General features: G+C 64.5%; 13 protein-coding genes. 8 read left to right on the top strand and 5 right to left on the bottom strand.

Features of this window, described 5'->3' with window-relative positions:
- The first annotated feature begins 181 nt into the window (after window positions 1-181).
- A complete protein-coding gene (locus HFP57_RS08710) occupies window positions 182-1,111 on the top strand; it encodes an IS1595 family transposase (RefSeq protein ID WP_176869408.1) in 930 nt (309 codons plus the stop codon).
- A 120-nt stretch (window positions 1,112-1,231) separates the two neighbouring features.
- On the opposite strand, the gene HFP57_RS08705 is transcribed toward HFP57_RS08710, so the two are convergent.
- Window positions 1,232-2,119: a hypothetical protein gene (locus HFP57_RS08705; protein WP_176869407.1), complete on the bottom strand. Its 888-nt coding sequence runs from the start codon at window positions 2,117-2,119 to the stop codon at window positions 1,232-1,234.
- A gap of 79 nt (window positions 2,120-2,198) precedes the next feature.
- On the opposite strand from HFP57_RS08705, the gene HFP57_RS08700 reads away from it, so the two are divergent.
- From HFP57_RS08700 to HFP57_RS08675, 6 genes are all read left to right on the top strand, one after another.
- Window positions 2,199-3,158 (top strand): ArsR/SmtB family transcription factor, encoded by a 960-nt coding sequence (locus tag HFP57_RS08700; RefSeq protein WP_176871226.1) that lies wholly within the window; start codon window positions 2,199-2,201, stop codon window positions 3,156-3,158.
- Window positions 3,155-4,099, top strand: coding sequence for a methylenetetrahydrofolate reductase (gene metF, locus HFP57_RS08695; protein ID WP_176869406.1), 945 nt, complete (start codon window positions 3,155-3,157; stop codon window positions 4,097-4,099). The genes HFP57_RS08700 and metF overlap by 4 nt, the downstream gene beginning before the upstream one ends.
- On the top strand, window positions 4,096-5,142 hold the full coding sequence (locus tag HFP57_RS08690) for a homocysteine S-methyltransferase family protein (protein ID WP_176869405.1): 1,047 nt from the start codon (window positions 4,096-4,098) through the stop codon (window positions 5,140-5,142). Before metF ends, HFP57_RS08690 begins: the two co-directional genes overlap by 4 nt.
- Window positions 5,143-5,150: 8 nt before the next feature.
- Window positions 5,151-7,775: a methionine synthase gene (metH, locus tag HFP57_RS08685; RefSeq protein WP_176869404.1), complete on the top strand. Its 2,625-nt coding sequence runs from the start codon at window positions 5,151-5,153 to the stop codon at window positions 7,773-7,775.
- Between the two features lie 110 nt (window positions 7,776-7,885).
- Window positions 7,886-8,827 (top strand): right-handed parallel beta-helix repeat-containing protein, encoded by a 942-nt coding sequence (locus tag HFP57_RS08680; RefSeq protein ID WP_176869403.1) that lies wholly within the window; start codon window positions 7,886-7,888, stop codon window positions 8,825-8,827.
- A gap of 73 nt (window positions 8,828-8,900) precedes the next feature.
- Window positions 8,901-10,628 (top strand): arylsulfatase, encoded by a 1,728-nt coding sequence (locus HFP57_RS08675; RefSeq protein ID WP_246263536.1) that lies wholly within the window; start codon window positions 8,901-8,903, stop codon window positions 10,626-10,628.
- A 9-nt stretch (window positions 10,629-10,637) separates the two neighbouring features.
- Here HFP57_RS08675 and HFP57_RS08670 read toward each other — a convergent pair whose 3' ends face one another.
- Window positions 10,638-11,339: a CmcI family methyltransferase gene (locus HFP57_RS08670; RefSeq protein WP_176869402.1), complete on the bottom strand. Its 702-nt coding sequence runs from the start codon at window positions 11,337-11,339 to the stop codon at window positions 10,638-10,640.
- 269 nt (window positions 11,340-11,608) lie between these two features.
- Window positions 11,609-13,261, bottom strand: coding sequence for an alkaline phosphatase family protein (locus tag HFP57_RS08665; protein WP_176869401.1), 1,653 nt, complete (start codon window positions 13,259-13,261; stop codon window positions 11,609-11,611).
- 68 nt (window positions 13,262-13,329) lie between these two features.
- On the opposite strand from HFP57_RS08665, the gene HFP57_RS08660 reads away from it, so the two are divergent.
- A complete protein-coding gene (locus tag HFP57_RS08660) occupies window positions 13,330-15,402 on the top strand; it encodes a protein-disulfide reductase DsbD family protein (protein WP_246263535.1) in 2,073 nt (690 codons plus the stop codon).
- A gap of 186 nt (window positions 15,403-15,588) precedes the next feature.
- Here the strand turns inward: HFP57_RS08660 and HFP57_RS08655 are convergent, their stop codons facing one another.
- Both HFP57_RS08655 and HFP57_RS08650 read right to left on the bottom strand, forming a co-directional pair.
- Window positions 15,589-17,328, bottom strand: a complete 1,740-nt coding sequence (locus tag HFP57_RS08655; RefSeq protein WP_246263534.1) for an amidohydrolase — start codon at window positions 17,326-17,328, stop codon at window positions 15,589-15,591.
- On the bottom strand, window positions 17,325-18,191 hold the full coding sequence (locus HFP57_RS08650; RefSeq protein ID WP_176869400.1) for an NAD(P)-dependent oxidoreductase: 867 nt from the start codon (window positions 18,189-18,191) through the stop codon (window positions 17,325-17,327). Before HFP57_RS08650 ends, HFP57_RS08655 begins: the two co-directional genes overlap by 4 nt.
- Window positions 18,192-18,208: the final 17 nt, after the last annotated feature.

Raw genomic sequence — 18,208 nt, 5'->3', positions numbered from 1 at the left:
ATGCCTTCGCAAACCGGCGCTGTCGAGTCATTTGACGATTAACATTTGCGTGCCCATCGAGTCTGCCGGCGATCAAGGCGCTGCAATAGCACGGGAAATCGGTGCGTCCACGATGGTTGGGCGTTATTATACTTGACATACCCAGCCATCCTGCTAGTATGGATTTACTAGGAGAAAACAGATGGCTAGCTTCCTTTCGGCCCCGCACTTTCACGATGAAGAGAAGGCTTTCGAGTATGTCGAAGAGCGTCTTTGGCCGGAAGGCCCGGTGTGCCCGCATTGCGGCGGAACCGAGCGGATCGGCAAGCTGAAGGGTAAATCGACCCGTATCGGCCTTCACAAGTGCTATGAGTGCCGCAAGCCCTTCACCGTGAAGATCGGCACCATCTTTGAAAGCAGCCATGTCAAAATGCACGTCTGGCTACAGGCGATGTTCCTGATCGCTGGCAGCAAGAAGGGCATTAGCAGCAACCAGCTTGGCCGCATCTTGGGCGTCACCGTGAAAACCGCATGGTTTATGTCGCATCGTATCCGCGAAGCGATGCGCGAGAATGAACTTGCCCCGTTCGGTTCGGGCGGCGGTATCGTCGAGGTTGACGAGACTTTCATCGGTAACGATCCCGACAACCCGCCCAAAGGCCCCAAAGTTACCATCCACAACAAAATGAAGGTGCTGGCGCTGGTTGACCGCACCACCGGCAGGTCTCGGGCTATCGTGATCGATCGACTCAATGCCAGTGAGATTATCCCTGCCGTTCTCGGCAATATGGACCGCGAAGCGCGGCTCGCTACCGATCAGGCCGGTTACTATCGCTATGCTGGGAAGCATTTTGTCGAGCACCGAACCGTCAACCATCAGCGCGGTGAGTACGTCCGGGGCAATGTGCACACCAACACTATCGAGGGCTATTTCAGCATCTTCAAACGCGGGATGCGGGGCACCTATCAGCACTGCCAGAAGAAACACCTTCACCGCTATCTCGCCGAATTTGATTTCCGCTATTCGAACCGAGAGGCCAATGGGTTCTCCGATACCGCTCGCGCAGATGAACTGCTAAAGGGCGTCGTCGGGAAGCGCCTCACCTATGAAACGGCTAATCGAGGGGCCTAAGCGCCATGCCAAAAAAGAAGAAGCAGGAAACGGACGCGGAGCAGCACGCAAGGTTCGTCGCCGAAGTCGAAAAGATGATCGAGGCTGGCGAACTAAGCCCCACCGAGGCAGAAAAGGCGCTTAACGAACTCGTTCAAGAATCGCGGCTACTTCGCGGTCAATCCGGCGAGCATTAGAGGCCGTCCTCCTAAGCTGCTTGCCCACAACCTTGGCCCAATCTTCGCTGCCGGTAGCCGCAGCTGATTCCTCATGCATCTCGCGGAGATATTGCTCATCCCAAATGAACTTTTTGGTTTCTACTTTGTCGACCAATTCACTGAAATCGCCCCGCAAATGCTCGATGCCGCGATCTTCGCGGCCCCATTGCTTACGCGCATGCCAGGCCAGAATGTCAGCCGCCTGGGTCGGTAGAGAGCCGCGCTTGGTGAGAAAGGCGTGGTCTTCATAGTAGTACGTCTGACGACGCTCGGCATCCTCTGAAATAGAGTTCAATAGCTGGTTTGCGTCTGACTGATAGTCGTCGCCCGCCTCGAATACATAGAAAACGCGCGCTACCAGGTCGTTTGCCTCGGCCCATTGGCGACAGCCCACAAGCGCTGAATAGGCGGCGAGGCTGAACGGACTTTGCATAAAGTCGGTAAGGCCGGACTGCTCAAACGCCCCAATATCAACGGTCGCCGTAATGCCACTAGTCGCGTAATCCGTGATGATAGGGATGGCGGTTCGGGCACATTGGTCGCATTCTTGCTCGCCCTTATTTGAAAACTCCCCTGACGCGGTATTGCACTCCGTCATTCTGAAATATTCGATGCCGAACTTGCGCAGCATCGCGCGCCACCTTTTGGTGAATGGCTTGATGTGCTTCTTGCGAAATAGGTAGCCGCCAACCGTCAGATAGCCGCCACCTTCGCTAGCATCGAAGAAGGCTTGCATTACTGCCACGTGCGATGCTCTATCGAAAACCGACAGATCGAAAGGCGAGAACGAATCATATTTCGGATTTAGCATGGTCAACTCTGTTTGGGTACGTCATCTATAACAACGCCGATGGTTGACCGCATATAAAGATATCTTTATGTCTTTATACATGCGCGCCGAACTCGAGATATTCCGGGCCCTTGCCGATCCGACCCGGCTGCGAATCGTCGCGCTGTTGCGCGCGATGGAGCTTTCGGTCGGCGAACTGGCTCAGGTGTTGGGACAAAGCCAGCCGCGTGTCTCCCGTCATGTCAAGATTCTCGTCGATGCCGGGCTCGCCGAACGCCGCAAGGAAGGCAGCTGGGTTTTCCTGGGACTGGGCGATCCCGTGCGGGTTCGTCCGCTGCTCAACGCGATCGACGGCTGGTCGGAAGAGGGCGAGGATCACTGGATGCGCGCCGATATCGCCCGGCTGGCCGCCGTTCGCGCCGATCGCCAGGCCGCGGCCGAAGCCTATTTTGCCGCGCATGCCGATCAATGGGACGCCATCCGCTCGCTTCATGTTGCCGAGAGCGAGGTCGAGGCGGCCATGCGCCGGGCGCTCGGCAAGACATCGCTCGGCCGGCTGATCGATATCGGCACCGGAACGGGGCGTATGCTGGAGCTGTTCGGCGGCGACGCGGCGAGCGCGATCGGGATCGATCGCAGCCCCGAAATGCTCCGGCTGGCGCGCGCCAAGCTCGCCGAAGCGGGGCTCGACAAGGCCGAAATCCGCCAGGGCGACATGTATGCGCTGGAACTGCCGAGCGGCGGCGCAGACACCGTGATCCTGCATCAGGTGCTCCATTATGCGCAGCAGCCTGCGGCAGCAATCGCCGAGGCCGCGCGCCTGCTCGATGCGGACGGCCGGCTGCTGATCGCCGATTTCGCGGCGCATGAGCGCGAGGATCTGCGCAGCCAGAACGCCCATGCGCGTCTCGGCTTTTCCGACGAGCAGATCGCGCGCTGGTTCGCCGCGGCGAACATCGAGGGCGGCCTGGTCGACGAGCTCGAGGGCGGTGAACTGACGGTGAAATTATGGCTCGGCCGCCGCAAGGCCGGCCGGCGGCTGAAGGTGGTGGCGGCATGAATCTGACAGTCGACCAGCTGCACGAGGCGCGCCGCGCCATGGACGATCCGCTGTTCGCCGATCTGGCCGGCGATGCGCAGGTGTCGTTCGAATTCTTCCCGCCCAAGAACGAGAAGATGGAGGCGACGCTCTGGGAGTCGGTGAAGACGCTCGAGCCGCTCGGCCCCCGCTTCGTCTCCGTGACCTATGGCGCGGGCGGCTCCACCCGCGAGCGCACCCATGCGACGGTCCGCCGGATCACGCAGGAGACGCCGCTCAGGGCCGCCGCGCACCTGACCTGCGTCGATGCGAGCAAGGCCGAGATCGAAGAGGTCATCGGCGACTATTGGGACGCGGGCGTGCGCCACATCGTCGCGCTCCGCGGCGATCCGCCCCGCAAGGGCGATACGTTCGAGCCGTTCCAGCCGCATCCCGAAGGCTATGCGAGTGCCGCCGAGCTGGTCGAGGGGATCAAGGCTTTCAAGCCGTTCGAGGTGTCGGTCGCCGCCTATCCCGAGGTCCATCCCGAAGCCGATTGCCCGCAATCCGATCTCGACAATCTCAAGCGCAAGCTGGACGCCGGGGCGACGCGGGCGATTACGCAATTCTTCTTTTCGGCCGAGAATTTCTTCCGCTTCCGCGACGAGGCGGCGGCGGCCGGGATCGATGCGGAGATCGTGCCCGGCATCCTGCCGGTCTCCAATGTCGCCACGACCCGGCGGATCGCCGGAATGTGCGGCGCGACGATCCCGGACTGGATGAACCGCCTGTTCGAAGGGCTGGACGAGCTGCCCGCCGCGCGCCAGCTGATCGCGGCGACGGTCGCCGCCGAACTCTGCCGCAAACTGTATGCAGGCGGCGTGCGCGAATTCCATTTCTACACGTTGAATCGCGCCGAGCTCAGCTATGCGATCTGCCATCTGCTCGGCATGCGGCCTCACACGCAGGACGACAGCCCATGACCGATATTGCCGACCGGATCCGCACGATCGCCGCCGAACGCATCCTCGTCTTCGACGGCGCGTGGGGGACGTCGATCCAGAATTACAGTCTCGACGAGGCCGGCTATCGGGGGGATCGCGACTTCCGGCTCGACCAGAAGGGCAATAACGATCTGCTCTGCCTGACCCGGCCCGAGATCGTCGAGGAAATCACGACCGCCTATCTCGATGCCGGCGCCGATATCGTCTCGACCAACACGTTCAGCGGAACCACGATCAGCCAGGCCGATTATGGCGACGAGGCACTCGTTCACGAGCTGAACGTCGCGGCGGCCGAGATCGCCCGGCGCGCGGCCGATCGCGCGTCCACGGCGGATAAGCCGCGCTTCGTCGCCGGATCGATCGGCCCGACGAACAAGACGCTGTCGCTGTCGCCCGACGTCAACGATCCGGGTTTCCGCGAGGTCGATTTCGACCAGATGAAATCGGTCTATGCCGAACAGATTGACGGGCTGATCGAGGGCGGCGTCGACATGCTGCTGGTCGAAACGATCTTCGATACGCTGAACGCCAAGGCGGCGATCATGGCCGCGCATGAATCGGGCGACCGGCACGGCAGATCGCTGCCGCTGATCCTCTCGATGACGATCACCGACATGTCGGGCCGCAACCTTTCCGGCCATTCGATCGAGGCTTTCTGGGCGGCGGTGCGCCACTCCACCCCGCTGGCCATCGGGCTCAACTGTTCGTTCGGCGCGGACCGGCTGCGTCCGCATATGCAGGCAATCTCGGACATCGCCGACACGCTGGTGATCGGCTATCCCAATGCCGGCCTCCCCAACGAACTCGGCGAATATGACGAAGAAGCGGAGCATACCCGCGACAAGATCAGCCAGTGGGTCGATCAGGGTCTCGTCAATATCGTCGGCGGCTGCTGCGGCACGACGCCCGCACATATCCGCGCCATCGCCGAAATGGTCGAAGGCAAGCCGCCGCGCGCGATCGCCGCGCCGATGACACAGACTTTCCTCGCCGGTCTCGAACCGATGACGCTCGCCGCCTGAAAGCAATCATGACCGAAACGACCGCAACATTCGTCAATATCGGCGAGCGCACGAACGTCACCGGCTCGGCCCGGTTCAAGAAGCTGATCCTCGCCGACGATTATGAGGCGGCGGTCGAAGTTGCGCGCCAGCAGGTCGAGAATGGCGCGCAGATCATCGACATCAACATGGACGAAGGCCTGCTCGACGCCGAAAAGGCGATGACGACCTTCCTCAAGCTGATCGCCGCCGAACCCGATATCGCGCGCGTGCCGATCATGATCGACAGCTCCAAATGGTCGGTGATCGAGGCGGGGCTCAAATGCGTGTCGGGCAAGCCGATCGTGAACTCGATCTCGATGAAAGAGGGCGAAGAGGAATTCCTCGCCCATGCCGCCAAATGCCGGGCCTATGGCGCGGCCGTGGTCGTCATGGCGTTCGACGAGACGGGCCAGGCCGATACGAAGGAGCGCAAGGTCGAGATCTGCGAGCGGGCGTACAAGCTGCTCACCGAAAACGGATTTCCGCCCGAAGACATCATTTTCGATCCGAATGTCTTCGCGATCGCGACGGGGATCGACGAGCATCGCCGCTATGGCCTCGACTTTATCGAGGCGGCGCAGGAAATCCGCGCGCGTTGCCCGGGCGTCCATATCTCGGGCGGCCTCTCCAACCTCTCCTTCAGCTTCCGCGGCAACGAACCGGTGCGCCGCGCGATGCACAGCGTGTTCCTCTATCACGCGATTCCCGCCGGCATGGATATGGGCATCGTCAATGCCGGCCAGCTCGACGTCTACGATGCGATCGATCCCGAGCTGCGCGAGGCGTGCGAGGATGTGATCTTCGATCGCCATGACGACGCGACCGAAAACCTGATCGCGCTGGCCGAGAAATATCGCGGCACCGACAAAAAGGCCGAAAAGGAAGCCGAGGAATGGCGGAGCTGGGAGGTGGTCAAGCGGCTCGAATATGCGCTCGTCAAGGGGATCGACGCCCATGTCGTCGACGACACCGAGGAAGCGCGACAGGAAATTTTCGAGTCCGGCGGCAAGCCGATCGAGGTGATCGAAGGGCCGCTGATGGACGGGATGAATGTCGTCGGCGATCTTTTCGGCAGCGGCAAGATGTTCCTGCCCCAGGTCGTCAAATCCGCGCGCGTGATGAAAAAGGCCGTCGCCCATCTGCTGCCCTTTATCGAGCAGGAAAAGGACGAGAATGCCAAGGGTAAGGGCACGATCATCATGGCGACCGTGAAGGGCGATGTGCATGATATCGGCAAGAATATCGTCGGCGTCGTCCTGCAGTGCAACGGCTTCGAGGTCGTCGATCTCGGCGTGATGGTGCCGTGGACCGATATCCTCGAGGCGGCGAACGAGAATGACGCGGACATGATCGGGCTGTCCGGCCTCATCACCCCCTCGCTCGACGAGATGGTGACGGTGGCCGAGGAAATGGACCGGGCGGACATGCAAGTGCCGCTTCTGATCGGCGGCGCAACGACGAGCAAGGTGCATACCGCGCTCAGGATCGAACCGGCTTATGCGGGGCCGACCATCCATGTGCTCGATGCGAGCCGCGCGGTCGGCGTCGCCTCGACCCTTGTCTCGCAGACCCAGCGGGCGCCGTTCGTCGAACAGGTCGCCAACGATTATGACGAGATCCGCACGGCACGCGAGGGCAGGGGCGCGAGCAAGCTCGTGCCTCTCGCCGATGCGCGCGCCAACGCGTTCGAAGCCGATCGCGCGCTGAAGGCATCCGTGCCGGCCAAGCCGGGCCTCCATGTCTTCGACGACTGGCCGCTCGACGATCTCAGAAACTATATCGACTGGACGCCCTTCTTCCGCGCCTGGGAGCTCGCCGGCACCTATCCGGCGATCCTCGACGATGACGTGGTGGGCGAGAGCGCGCGCGATCTGTTCAAGGACGGGCAGGCAATGCTCGATACGATCATCGCGGAAGGCTGGCTCAAGCCGCGCGCGGTGGCAGGCCTGTGGGAATGCCGCCGCGAGGGCGACGATATCGTCGTGATCGACGGTGGCCGCGAGCATCGGCTGCCGATGCTCCGCCAACAGGTGCAGAAACGCTCGGGCCGCGCGAATATGTGTCTTGCCGATTTCATCGATCCGGCGGGCGACTGGATTGGCGGCTTCGCGGTCTGCGCGGGCCACGGCATCGACGCGCATATCGAACGCTTCAAGGCCGAGACCGACGACTATTCCGATATCCTGCTGAAGGCGCTGGCCGATCGCCTTGCCGAAGCCTTTGCCGAACGCATGCACGCGCATGTCCGCACGGAACTGTGGGGCTATGCGGCGGACGAGGATCTGACGAACGCGGAGCTGATCCGCGAGAAATATCAGGGCATCCGGCCCGCGCCCGGCTATCCGGCCTGTCCCGACCACAGCCTGAAGCCGTTGCTGTTCGACCTGCTCGGCGGCGGATCGGGGCATAACGGCCCGGCCGGGATCGAGCTCACCGAGAGCTTCGCGATGTGGCCGACCGCCGCCGTTTCGGGTTTCTATTTCGCCCATCCGCAGTCGCAATATTTCGGTGTCGCGAAGGTCGGGCAGGACCAGCTCGAAGACTATGCGGACCGCCGCGCGGTCGATCTCGACACCGCAATCCGCTGGCTCCGGCCGAATCTGGAGGTCTGAACGGCCCGAAAAGAGCGTTAACGCGCTGAAAAGCCGATCTTAACCACAGATTTTCGGACTTTCTTAACCGCATCGCGCGCATCGCGAGGGTTCCTGATCGGGAGTGCCCCATGCGCGTTTCGCCTGTCGTCGTCATCGCCGTCCTCGTCGCCACCTGCGCGCCATTGGCCGCCCAGCGCACTGCCGCGCCCTTCACCGTCGAGGAAACCGGGCAGGGCTTTGCCCGGCTCGACCGGGCCGTGGATGCGATCGGCAACGGGCGCGGGACAATCGCAATCGCACCCGGCACCTATCGTCAATGCGCGGTGCAGGAAGCCGGCGCGATCACCTACCGCGCCGTCGAGCCGGGCACCGTCATCTTCGACGGCGTTGCCTGTGAACGGAAAGCGGCGCTCGTGCTGCGCGGCCGGGCAGCGCGCGTCGACGGGCTGGTCTTCCAGAACCTGTCGGTGCCCGACGCCAATGGCGCGGGTATCCGGATCGAGGAGGGTGATCTGGAGGTCCATAACTCGCTGTTCCGCGACAGCGAGCAGGGTATTCTTTCGGCCCGCGATCGCGGCGCGAGCATCCTGATCGACCGCTCGACCTTTTCCGGGCTCGGCCGCTGCGACCGGGGCCTCAGTTGCGCCCACAGCATCTATATCGGCGAATATGGCTCGCTAGAAGTCACCCGCTCGCGCTTCGAGCGCGGCACCGGCGGCCATTATGTGAAGAGCCGCGCGCCCCAGGTCCGCATCGCCGATTCCAGCTTCGACGATACACAAGGCCGCGACACCAATTACATGATCGACCTGCCCGCGGGCGCGGTCGGCGCGATTACGAACAACATCTTCGTGCAGGGCGAGAACAAGGAAAATTGGAGCGCCTTTATCGCCGTGGCGGCCGAAGGCGGCGGCAATTCGAGCACCGGCCTCGTCATCGCCGACAACCGGGCGTCCCTGGCGCCCGGCGTCCGCCGTAACACCTGGTTTATCGGCGACTGGAGCGGCGACGCGTTGCGCATCGGCCGGAACGAGCTGGGCGCCGGCATTTCGGTCTTCGATTCGCGCTGACGCCCCCCAAATTGACAATATCGGGGCTATCGCCGAAACCCAGCCCATGGGGGTTTGGGGTCTTGCACGCGTAATGGCGATGATCGCCGCGCTGTGCTGTGCGGCGGCGGCGGGCGCGCAGGAGACGGTCCGCCCCAACATCGTCCTGATCGTCGCCGACGATGTCGCCTTCACCGATCTCGGCGTCTATGGCAGCGAGATAGCGACGCCCCATATCGATGCGCTGGCGCGGCGCGGGACGATCTTCTCCAATTTCCACGCGACGCCGATGTGCGCGCCCTCGCGCGCGATGCTGATGACCGGTGTCGGCAGCCACCGCGCCGGGCTGGGCAACCTGCCGGAAACCACGCCGGAGGAGCATCGGGGATCGCCCGCCTATCGCGGCATGCTGGCCGACGGACTGCCGACCATCGCGACGCGCCTCAACCGTGCCGGTTACCGCACCTATATGACCGGCAAATGGCATCTCGGGCACACGTCAGAAACCTTGCCCAGCGCGCGCGGGTTCGACCGGACCTTCATCGTCGACGCGACCGGTGCGGACAATTGGGAGCACCGGCCCTATCTGCCCTATTACGACCGGGCCGAATGGTTTGCCGACGGCGAGGCGGTCCACGAACTGCCCGACGATTTCTACTCGTCCGAATTTCTCGTCGACCGGATGATCGATTTCGTCGGCGGAACGGGCGCCGACGATCCCTTCTTCGCCTATGTGGCGTTTCAGGCGATTCACATCCCCGTGCAGGCGCCGCGCGAATTCACGATGCGCTATCGCGACGTCTATGATCGCGGATGGCAGGTGCACCGCGAACGACGTCACGCCGCGGCGATCGAAGCTGGCCTTATTCCCGCCGACGCGCCGCTCGGCGCGATCCATCCCGATCTCCGACAGTGGGACGATCTGACGGCGGAGGAACAGGCCTGGTATGCGCGCGCCATGGCGGTGAACGCCGGGATGCTCGAGGCGATGGACCATCATATCGGCCGGCTGATTGCGCATCTGCGGGCGATCGGCGCATATGAGAATACGATCTTCATCGTGACGTCGGACAACGGACCGGAAGGCAATGCGCCCGGCGGCAGTCTGATCATGGACGCCTGGATGTGGCTGGTCGGCTATTCGACCGATATCGAGAGGATGGGCGAGCGCGGCAGCTTCGGCTTTATCGGCCCCGAATGGGCGAGCGCCAATGCGTCGCCCGGCAGCCTGTTCAAATTCTACGCCAATGAAGGCGGCACGCGGGTCCCGCTGATCGTTTCGGGTCCTGGCATCTCCGAAGGCGGCATCGCGCACCAGCTCGGCCTGATCAGCGATATTCCCGCGACGATCGCGGTGCTGGCGGGGGCCGATGCCGGGGGGATGACGGGGCGCAGCCTGATCCCGGCGCTGTCCGGAGAGGACACGGACATCTATGGGCCCGGGGACAGTTTCGGGATCGAAACCGCCGGGCGCATGGCCTTCTACCGGGGGCGCTACAAGCTGGTCCGCAACGGCCCGCCTTTGGGCGACAATCGGTGGCGGCTCTACGATCTCGAAACCGATCCCGGCGAAACCCGCGATCTGTCCGCGGACCAGCCCGAACTCTTCGACGCGATGCAGGCCGGCTATGCGGCCTGGGCGGAAGAGAATGGCGTTCTCGACATGCCCGAGGGCTACGATCCGATCGAGACGCTGATGGCGCACAGCCGCGGCCCGGTGCTGCGTCGCTACTGGTGGGTTCTCGTAATCCTCGCCGGATCGATCGTCATTCCGGTCGTCATCCTTGTCGCTCGGCGCCGACGGATGCGGCGCAAGGCTTGACGCTCGCGATCAGTCGTCGGCGCGCCGCAGGAAGCCGTTCGTGCACCAGGTGACGTTGTTTCCGTAGAAATCGCAATATTGGGCATCGACGGCGAACGTATCGGGATATTCCTCGAAAAATTCGAATATCGCTCTGTTCGGGCCGCCATCATATTTCTCTTCCTGGCCGAATGTGTCGCAGATACCGTCTTCGACCACCAGATAGTCGCCTGCGTCCATGCGGGCCGCGAAGAAATCCATCACGGCCATGGTCGTCAGATAATGGTGATCCGCATCCTCGACGATCAACCAGGGATGCGGCAGGCCGGCGATCACATCGTCAGTCAGCGTCGCGCCGAGATCACGGCCGTCGCCATGCACGAACGTGATCCGCGGATCCGAGACCTGTTCGCGTTGCTCGACATCGACGCAATAAAGCCGCGCGCCGAGGTTCATGATCTCGGCCTGGTCGGCGAACCACAGGGCGCTGCCGCCGAACTTGTAGCCGATCTCGATGATGGACTTCGGCTTCAACTCCCAGAGCAGCTGTGCGTAGAGCGCCAGATCGAATGGGTTTTTGTTGCACATCACCCCTTTCCAATGGTGGTGCATCGCGCCTTTCTGGATGCGACGCAGCGCCAGGGTGTCGACCTCGCACAGCTGCGATCGCGTGCCGTCCGGCCGGATTTTGGGCTTGAATTTCTGGAAAGCCTGCGGCCGGAATAGCTTCATGGTCTGTCCTCCCGGTCGTCGCCTTATCGGCGGTCGAGGGTTATTCGCAATACTCTCCGCAATTATCCTGACCCCGGCAGCCTTCCTCGCCCGTCGCCGCCGAGTGCGTCGCAAGGCGTAACTCCGCTTGCATTGTTGGATATTGTCTGGCTGAATCGCCGCGCGCTGATCGACGTCATCCCGGTCGATGGCGGAAAAGACAGCGCGTCCGGCAGGGTCGCTATGCGTAAACTATGTAAACTTAGCGCAACGTCGTTTCGCGCTTCGTCTCAGGGGCAATTGCTCGCCGCGACGTCGGGCATCAGGTCCAGGCATCGCCCGTCGATCTCGATATCCGAGATATCGAGCCCGATCAGCGAGGCCAGCGTCGGCAGGATATCGACCGTCATCACGCCCAATGGCTGCTCGACATGGTCGGCGCCCGGCCACCAGAAGAGGATCGGTACGCGCCGGTCATAATCCCAGACGCTGCCATGGGTTGCCACATAGGCGCCCGGAATCGCCTGCGGGATGGGGGTTACGCGGGGCTGGAGCACAACGATGAAGTCGCCGGACCGGTCGGGATGGAAATTGGCCCGGACCCGGTCGAGCACGGTCCAGTGCTCGGGCGGCGCATCGGTAACCGGCTGTGCCATGATCTCGTCCCGGCCGTAGACGCGGTAAACCTGCGGATGCGCCGAGATCAGCGCGATCGCGCGGTCGATCACTTCGGCGCGGCGATCCTCGGGCACCGAGCGGTCGACATAGAAATCGCCGAACGGCCCGTCTGCGCGCAGGATCGGCGCTTCGAGGCCGGTTTCCTCGGCCAGCCGCGCGTCCAAAGTCTCGAACCCGGGGAGCAGGCGCGCGGCGCGCGGCGCGGCCTGACCGGTCTGGCGTTCGGGCAGGTCGAGCCCGCCATGATCGGCGGTCAGCATCGCGACGTAACTGATCCCGCGCGCGTCGAGCCGGGCGAAGAAATCGCCGAGCATCGCGTCGAGCGCCATCAGCTGGACGCACATCTCGACGCCGTGCGTGCCATAGGCATGGCCGATATAGTCGGTCGAAGCGAGGCCGATCGCGAGAAGGTCCGTCGTTTCGCCCTGTCCGAGCCCGAGTTCGGACACCAGATCGGCGGCGAGGTTCAGCGTCAGCAGATCGCCCTCGGGCGACGCCAGGATCGTCCGGCCGCTGGTCGCCGGACCGCGCGAAAAGACATGCGTCCCGACGGTGGCGTCCTCGCCGACCGGGATGGCCCGATTATAGGCCGCGCATTGCTGGGGAACCGGAAGCGGCACGCGGGACGAGGCCATGGCCCGCCCGGCCGCCTGGTTGATCCACGTCACGGCTTCGGGCAGGTCGCGCCCTTCGAACGTCGTGAAACCGGCATCGCCCGGCCAGAACATGCGATCCGCATTGGCGCCGCCCAGCATGACCGCCGAGCGGTCCTTGCCAGCCACCGAGACGACCTGACTCGCCTCGTCCACCCGCTGCATCAGATCGCCCAGGGTCGGCACCAGGAGGTTTCCGGTCGAAACCGTATAGTCGCTCGACGAGGATCCTTCGACGCCGGGGTCTTCGGAGCAATAGACACGGACATCCTCGCGCGCGACGCCCATATCGAACCAGCGATTGGCGATCACGCCTGTCCGTCCGGGATGCGCGCCGGTCAGGATCGTCGAATGGCCGGGGCAGGTCTCGGTCGCCGCATGCGCCTGATAGCCGGACGGGAAGACCGCGCCCTGAAGCATCCGGGCGAAGCCGCCGGTAAAATTCTGGCGATGCTGGGCGAAGATATCGGCGCTGAGCTGGTCGACGGCGATGGCGACGACGAGTCGCGGCGCGGTCGATTCGGCGCTCTCCTGGCTCTCCTCGCCTTGCGCGAACGCCGCGAAAGGCAGGGACAGAGCTGTAACCAGAGCAGCGATGCGGGCGAATTTCATCGGATATCCTCTTGATGGTGCATGGCGCCAATGCCGCTGCTATAGCGCGCTCGCGAAGGAGCAAATAGGTGCGATTTTCCCTTTTGAAGACCGTTATCGCGGCGATCGCGGCCTTTTTCTGTTTGCTGCCCGCCGTCGCGCCGGCCCAGGTCCCGCGCGCGAACGCGATCCAGACCGCCCTGCTCGCCGAAACGCGGGCGCCGGTGCCCGGCCGGGCCTTCACCATCGCGATCCGGATGCGGCCCGATGAGGGCTGGCACGGCTATTGGCTGAACCCCGGCGAGGCGGGCATTCCCGATCGCTTCGAGTGGGATCTGCCCGCGGGCGTTTCGATCGGCGAGCTGCGCTATCCGGTGCCCGAGCGGCTCTCGATCGCCGGCATCATGAATTACATCTATCATGGCGAATATGCGCTGCTCGCCGAGGTGACTCTCGATGAGAGCATCGCGCCGGGAACCGCGCTGCCGATCCGCGCGCAGGGCCAGTGGCTCGCCTGCACCGACGAGATTTGCGTGCCCGAGGGCGGTTCGCTCGGCATCGATCTGGTCGCCGGTTCGGGCGCGATATCCGATGCCGAGATATTCGATGGCTACCGGGCGAACCTGCCGCGTCCGCTGGGCAGCGAGGCCATGTTCGAGGTCGCCGGCGATACGCTGCGGCTGGGCATTCCCTTTCCCGAGACCGCCTCGGTGTCCGCCCCCTATTTCTTCTCGCGGACCGACCGGGTGCTCGATTACAGCGCCGAACAGCGCATCTCGCGCAACGGCGACATGATCGTCGTCGAAGTCCCGGCCGAAAGCGATGCGGGCGCCGCGGAGCGGATCGAGGGACTGATCAAGATCGGCGAGCATAACGGGCTGATGCTCGCCGCATTGCCCGGCGACGTGCCGGCGGCAGGTACGCCGATTTCGGGCGAACCGGTCGGCTCCGGCGTCATGAGCGCCGATATCGGCACCGTCCTGTTTGCGCTGGGCGGCGCGATCCTCGGCGGCATGCTGCTCAATATCCTGCCCTGCGTGTTCCCGATCCTCAGCCTCAAGGCGTTGAGCCTCGCCAAGGCAGGCGGCGAGGAACGCGCCGTGCGGCGCGACGCGCTGGCCTATACCGCGGGCGTGATCACCGTGTGTCTCGGCCTCGGCGCGGCGCTGCTGGCGTTGCGCGCGGGCGGCTCGGCGGCGGGCTGGGCGTTCCAGTTGCAGGACCCGCGGATGATCCTTTTCCTGCTGCTGCTGGTGACCGCGATCGCGCTCAATCTCGCCGGTCTGTTCGAAGTGCCGAGCGTGTCGGGCGGCGGTCGCTTCGCCGACAGGGACGGGGCGACGGGTTCCTTCTTCACCGGCGCACTCGCGGCTTTCGTGGCGACGCCCTGCACCGGTCCGTTCATGGCCGCGGCGCTCGGCGCGGCGCTGGTCGTGCCGACGATCGTCGCGATGGCGATATTTGCGGGACTGGGTCTCGGTCTGGCGCTGCCGTTCCTGGTCCTCGCCTATGTACCGGCGCTACGGGCCAAGCTGCCTAAACCGGGCCCATGGATGGAACGGTTCCGGCATCTGATGTCGGTGCCGATGTTCCTGACCGCGCTGGCGCTCGGCTGGGTGCTCGGCCGCCAGACCGGCGTCAACGGCATGACGCTGGGCATCGCCGCGGCGCTCGGCATCGCGCTGATGCTGTGGTGGGCGGGCAGCCGGCAGGTGGCCGGCAAGCGTGCCTGGCTGCCCATCGTCCCCGCTCTTGTCGTGACACTGGCGGCGCTTGCGGTGGTGCCGACATCCTCGCCCGCCCAGGCCGGGGCCAGCGAGGGCGGCGCACTGAGCGCGGAGACGTTCAGCGAAGAGCGGCTATCCGAACTGCGTGCCGAGGGTCGCCCGGTCTTCGTCTATTTCACCGCCGACTGGTGCATCACCTGCAAGGCCAATGAAGCGGGCGCGATGAGCCGCCAGGCGGTTATCGCTCATTTCGAGGCGGAGGATATCGCGGTGATGGTCGGCGACTGGACGAGCGGCGACCCGGTGATCGGGCGCTTCCTCGAGAGCCATGGCCGCTCGGGCGTGCCGCTCTATCTGTTTTACGGGGCCGAGGGCGAACCGGAGATCCTGCCGCAGATCCTGACGGTCGGGATGCTGACCGAGCTTTCGAGCTAGTTTGTCAGACTCGACCTGTCGGTCGAGCGCCGCACCAGCCCGCTCCCCCTCCCGGCCTCCCACAAGTGTACCCTGAATGGGAGGCCGGGAGGGGGAGCGGGCTGGTGCGGCGCCTGAGGCGAAGCCGAAGGTCTGACAGAAGAATCCCGGTGCGGCGATTTCCTGCTCAGGAAACTCGGACGAAAACTACCGTCCGACCTCCTCGTCCTCGCTGATCATCGGACCGACCGGCGCGTCCATCGGCGGCGCGTCCGCCGCGCCGCGCACCCAAGTCCGCTCGCCGCCGATCCACGTCTCGGCGACCTGCGTCGCGCGGATCTCTTCTGCGGTCGCATCGAAAATATCGCGATCGAGGATCAGGAAGTCGGCATACAATCCTTCGCCGAGCCGTCCCACCTGATCCTCGGCAAATCCGGCGAAGGCGGCATCGGTGGTGAAGGCGGCGAAGGCCTGTTGCAGCGACACGCGCTCATGCGCCTGCCAGCCGCCCGCCGGCTGGCCGGCGGCATCCTGCCGGCTGATTGCTACGGCGAGGCCTGGAAAGGGGCTCGGGTTCTCGACCGGAAAGTCGCTGCCGAAGGCGAGCCGCGATCCGTTGCGCAGCATCGAATTCCAGGCATAGGCGCCGGTCAGCCGGTTGGGGCCCAGCCGGGCCTCGGCCATCAGCCGGTCGGACGTCTGGTGGACCGGCTGCATCGAGGCGATGATGCCGTTGCGCCCGAACCGCGGCAGGTCGGCCGGGTCGACCACCTGCGCATGTTCGATCCGCCAGCGCCGGTCGTCATTGTAGCGCGAGGCGAGTTCCTCGATCGCGGCCAGCGCTTCGCGGTTCGCCCCGTCGCCGATCGCGTGGATCGCCGCCTGGAACCGGTCGAGCGAGAGGCGGCTGAGGCGGTTGCGCAGCGCAATGCCGTCGATCAGGGCCAGCCCGGTTTCGCCCGGCGCATCGGCATAGGGGGCGTTGAGCAGCGCGCCGCGCGATCCCAGCGCTCCGTCGCCGTATATCTTGAGTCCCACCATCCGAAGCCGCCCGTCATAGAGCCAGGGCGTCATCGCGTCGCCGGCGATATCGAGCAGCGTATCGAGTGCGTTCGCATAGGAAATCACGCGAATCTGCAGCAGGTTACGATCGCCGGCCCGGCGGAGCACGCCCCAATCGTCGGCGCTCGTGCCCATATCGTGCATCGTCGTCACGCCATAACTCAGCAGCAGTTCCTGGGCTTTGCGCAGCGCCATGTCGCGCACCGGCGGCTGCGGCGTCGGAATCGCTCGTTCGACCAGTGCCATCGCCGCGTCGACGAAGACGCCGTTCGGTTCGCGGCCGTCCCGCTCGATCCGGCCGCCGGCCGGCGCTTGGGCCGAAGCCGTCACCCCGGCCTCCGCCATCGCCGCGCTGTTCGCGACACCGGCATGTCCGTCGACCCGGACCAGCCAGACCGGCCGGTCCGACACGGCGGCATTGAGATCGGCGGCGGTCGGGAAGCGATCGAGGCCCCAGCGTTCCTGGTTCCACCCGCGGCCGACGACCCAGCGCAAGGTCGGGTTCTCGGCGCTGTATTGCGCGAGCCGGGCCATCGCCTCGGAGAGACTGGTCGTGTCGGAAAGGTCGAGCTGGATCGCGTTATAGCCGAGCCCCATCAGATGGCCGTGCGCATCGATCAGCCCGGGAATGACCGTCTGGCCCTGCGCATCGTGCCGGAAATCGAGTTCGCGCGGGCGATCGTCGTTGCGGTCGAGCAGCCGCGTGACGCGGCCGGTTTCGACATCGAACAGCAGCCCGGTGAAGCGGATGAGGTTGCCGTCCGCGTCCAGCGTATAGCCATTGGCGTTGTCGATCAGCGCATCGGCCTGGGCGGGGGCGGGGAGCAGGAAGGCCGCGAGCGCGAGACTTGCCAGGGCGCCGATACGGCGGGTCAAAAATTTCACTCTTCCAGTCTCCTTACCAGCGAACTCGTATCCTGCCGCGCGCCGCCCATTTCCTGCACCTGGGCATAATAGCCGTCGACGAGCTTCGCGAGTTCCAGGGTCGCGTCATTGGCTTCGGCTTCGTCGATGGCCAGCCCCAGATCCTTGCGCATCCAGTCGACCGCGAAACCGAAATCGAATTCGCCCTCGGCCATCGTCTTCCAGCGATTGTCCATCTGCCAGCTTTGCGCCGCCCCGCCCGAAATCGCCTCGAATACCCGGTCGAGATCGAGATCGGAGCGTTTGGCGAAATGCAGCGCCTCGGACAGGCCCTGCAGCACGCCCGCGATGGCGAGCTGGTTGCACATCTTGGTCTGCTGTCCGGCGCCCGCATCGCCGCAATGGACGATCCGCGCGGCATAGGCGCGCATGATCGGTTCGGCGAGCGTCATTCCCCGCAACGTACCGCCGCACATGATCGCGAGTTTGCCGTCTTCCGCGCCCGCCTGGCCGCCCGAAACCGGCGCATCGACGCAATGGATGCCCTGCGGTTCGCCGGCTTCGGCGAGCTTGCGCGCAAGTTTTGCCGAGACGGTCGTATGGTCGATCCACAGCGTGCCTTCATGCATGGCCGCGAATGCGCCGTCCGGGCCGAGGGTCACCGCCTCGACATCGGCGTCTGCACCGACACAGGCGATGACCGCATCGACGCCGTCCGCCGCCTCGGCGGGCGTGGCAGCGCTTTGTCCGCCATATTGCCCGACCCAGTCGGCCGCTTTGGAAGCGGTGCGATTATAGACCGTGACCGCGTGACCGGCGTTGAGCAGATGCCCGGCCATGGGGCCGCCCATCACGCCGAGCCCGAGAAATGCTATCTTTGCCATAGGAAGCCGCCTGCCAT

The organism is Parasphingopyxis algicola (assembly GCF_013378075.1).
In the GTDB taxonomy this organism is placed as follows: Bacteria; Pseudomonadota; Alphaproteobacteria; order Sphingomonadales; family Sphingomonadaceae; genus Parasphingopyxis; species Parasphingopyxis algicola.
This window is presented reverse-complemented; position numbering and strand designations above follow the sequence as displayed.

What these genes read in the sequence shown, in the direction of transcription:
- HFP57_RS08710 (WP_176869408.1), top strand. Translation starts at nt 182, where the DNA reads ATGGCTAGCTTCCTTTCGGCCCCGCACTTTCACGATGAAGAGAAGGCT.
- HFP57_RS08705 (WP_176869407.1), bottom strand. Translation starts at nt 2,119, where the DNA reads ATGCTAAATCCGAAATATGATTCGTTCTCGCCTTTCGATCTGTCGGTT.
- HFP57_RS08700 (WP_176871226.1), top strand. Translation starts at nt 2,199, where the DNA reads ATGCGCGCCGAACTCGAGATATTCCGGGCCCTTGCCGATCCGACCCGG.
- metF (WP_176869406.1), top strand. Translation starts at nt 3,155, where the DNA reads ATGAATCTGACAGTCGACCAGCTGCACGAGGCGCGCCGCGCCATGGAC.
- HFP57_RS08690 (WP_176869405.1), top strand. Translation starts at nt 4,096, where the DNA reads ATGACCGATATTGCCGACCGGATCCGCACGATCGCCGCCGAACGCATC.
- metH (WP_176869404.1), top strand. Translation starts at nt 5,151, where the DNA reads ATGACCGAAACGACCGCAACATTCGTCAATATCGGCGAGCGCACGAAC.
- HFP57_RS08680 (WP_176869403.1), top strand. Translation starts at nt 7,886, where the DNA reads ATGCGCGTTTCGCCTGTCGTCGTCATCGCCGTCCTCGTCGCCACCTGC.
- HFP57_RS08675 (WP_246263536.1), top strand. Translation starts at nt 8,901, where the DNA reads ATGGCGATGATCGCCGCGCTGTGCTGTGCGGCGGCGGCGGGCGCGCAG.
- HFP57_RS08670 (WP_176869402.1), bottom strand. Translation starts at nt 11,339, where the DNA reads ATGAAGCTATTCCGGCCGCAGGCTTTCCAGAAATTCAAGCCCAAAATC.
- HFP57_RS08665 (WP_176869401.1), bottom strand. Translation starts at nt 13,261, where the DNA reads ATGAAATTCGCCCGCATCGCTGCTCTGGTTACAGCTCTGTCCCTGCCT.
- HFP57_RS08650 (WP_176869400.1), bottom strand. Translation starts at nt 18,191, where the DNA reads ATGGCAAAGATAGCATTTCTCGGGCTCGGCGTGATGGGCGGCCCCATG.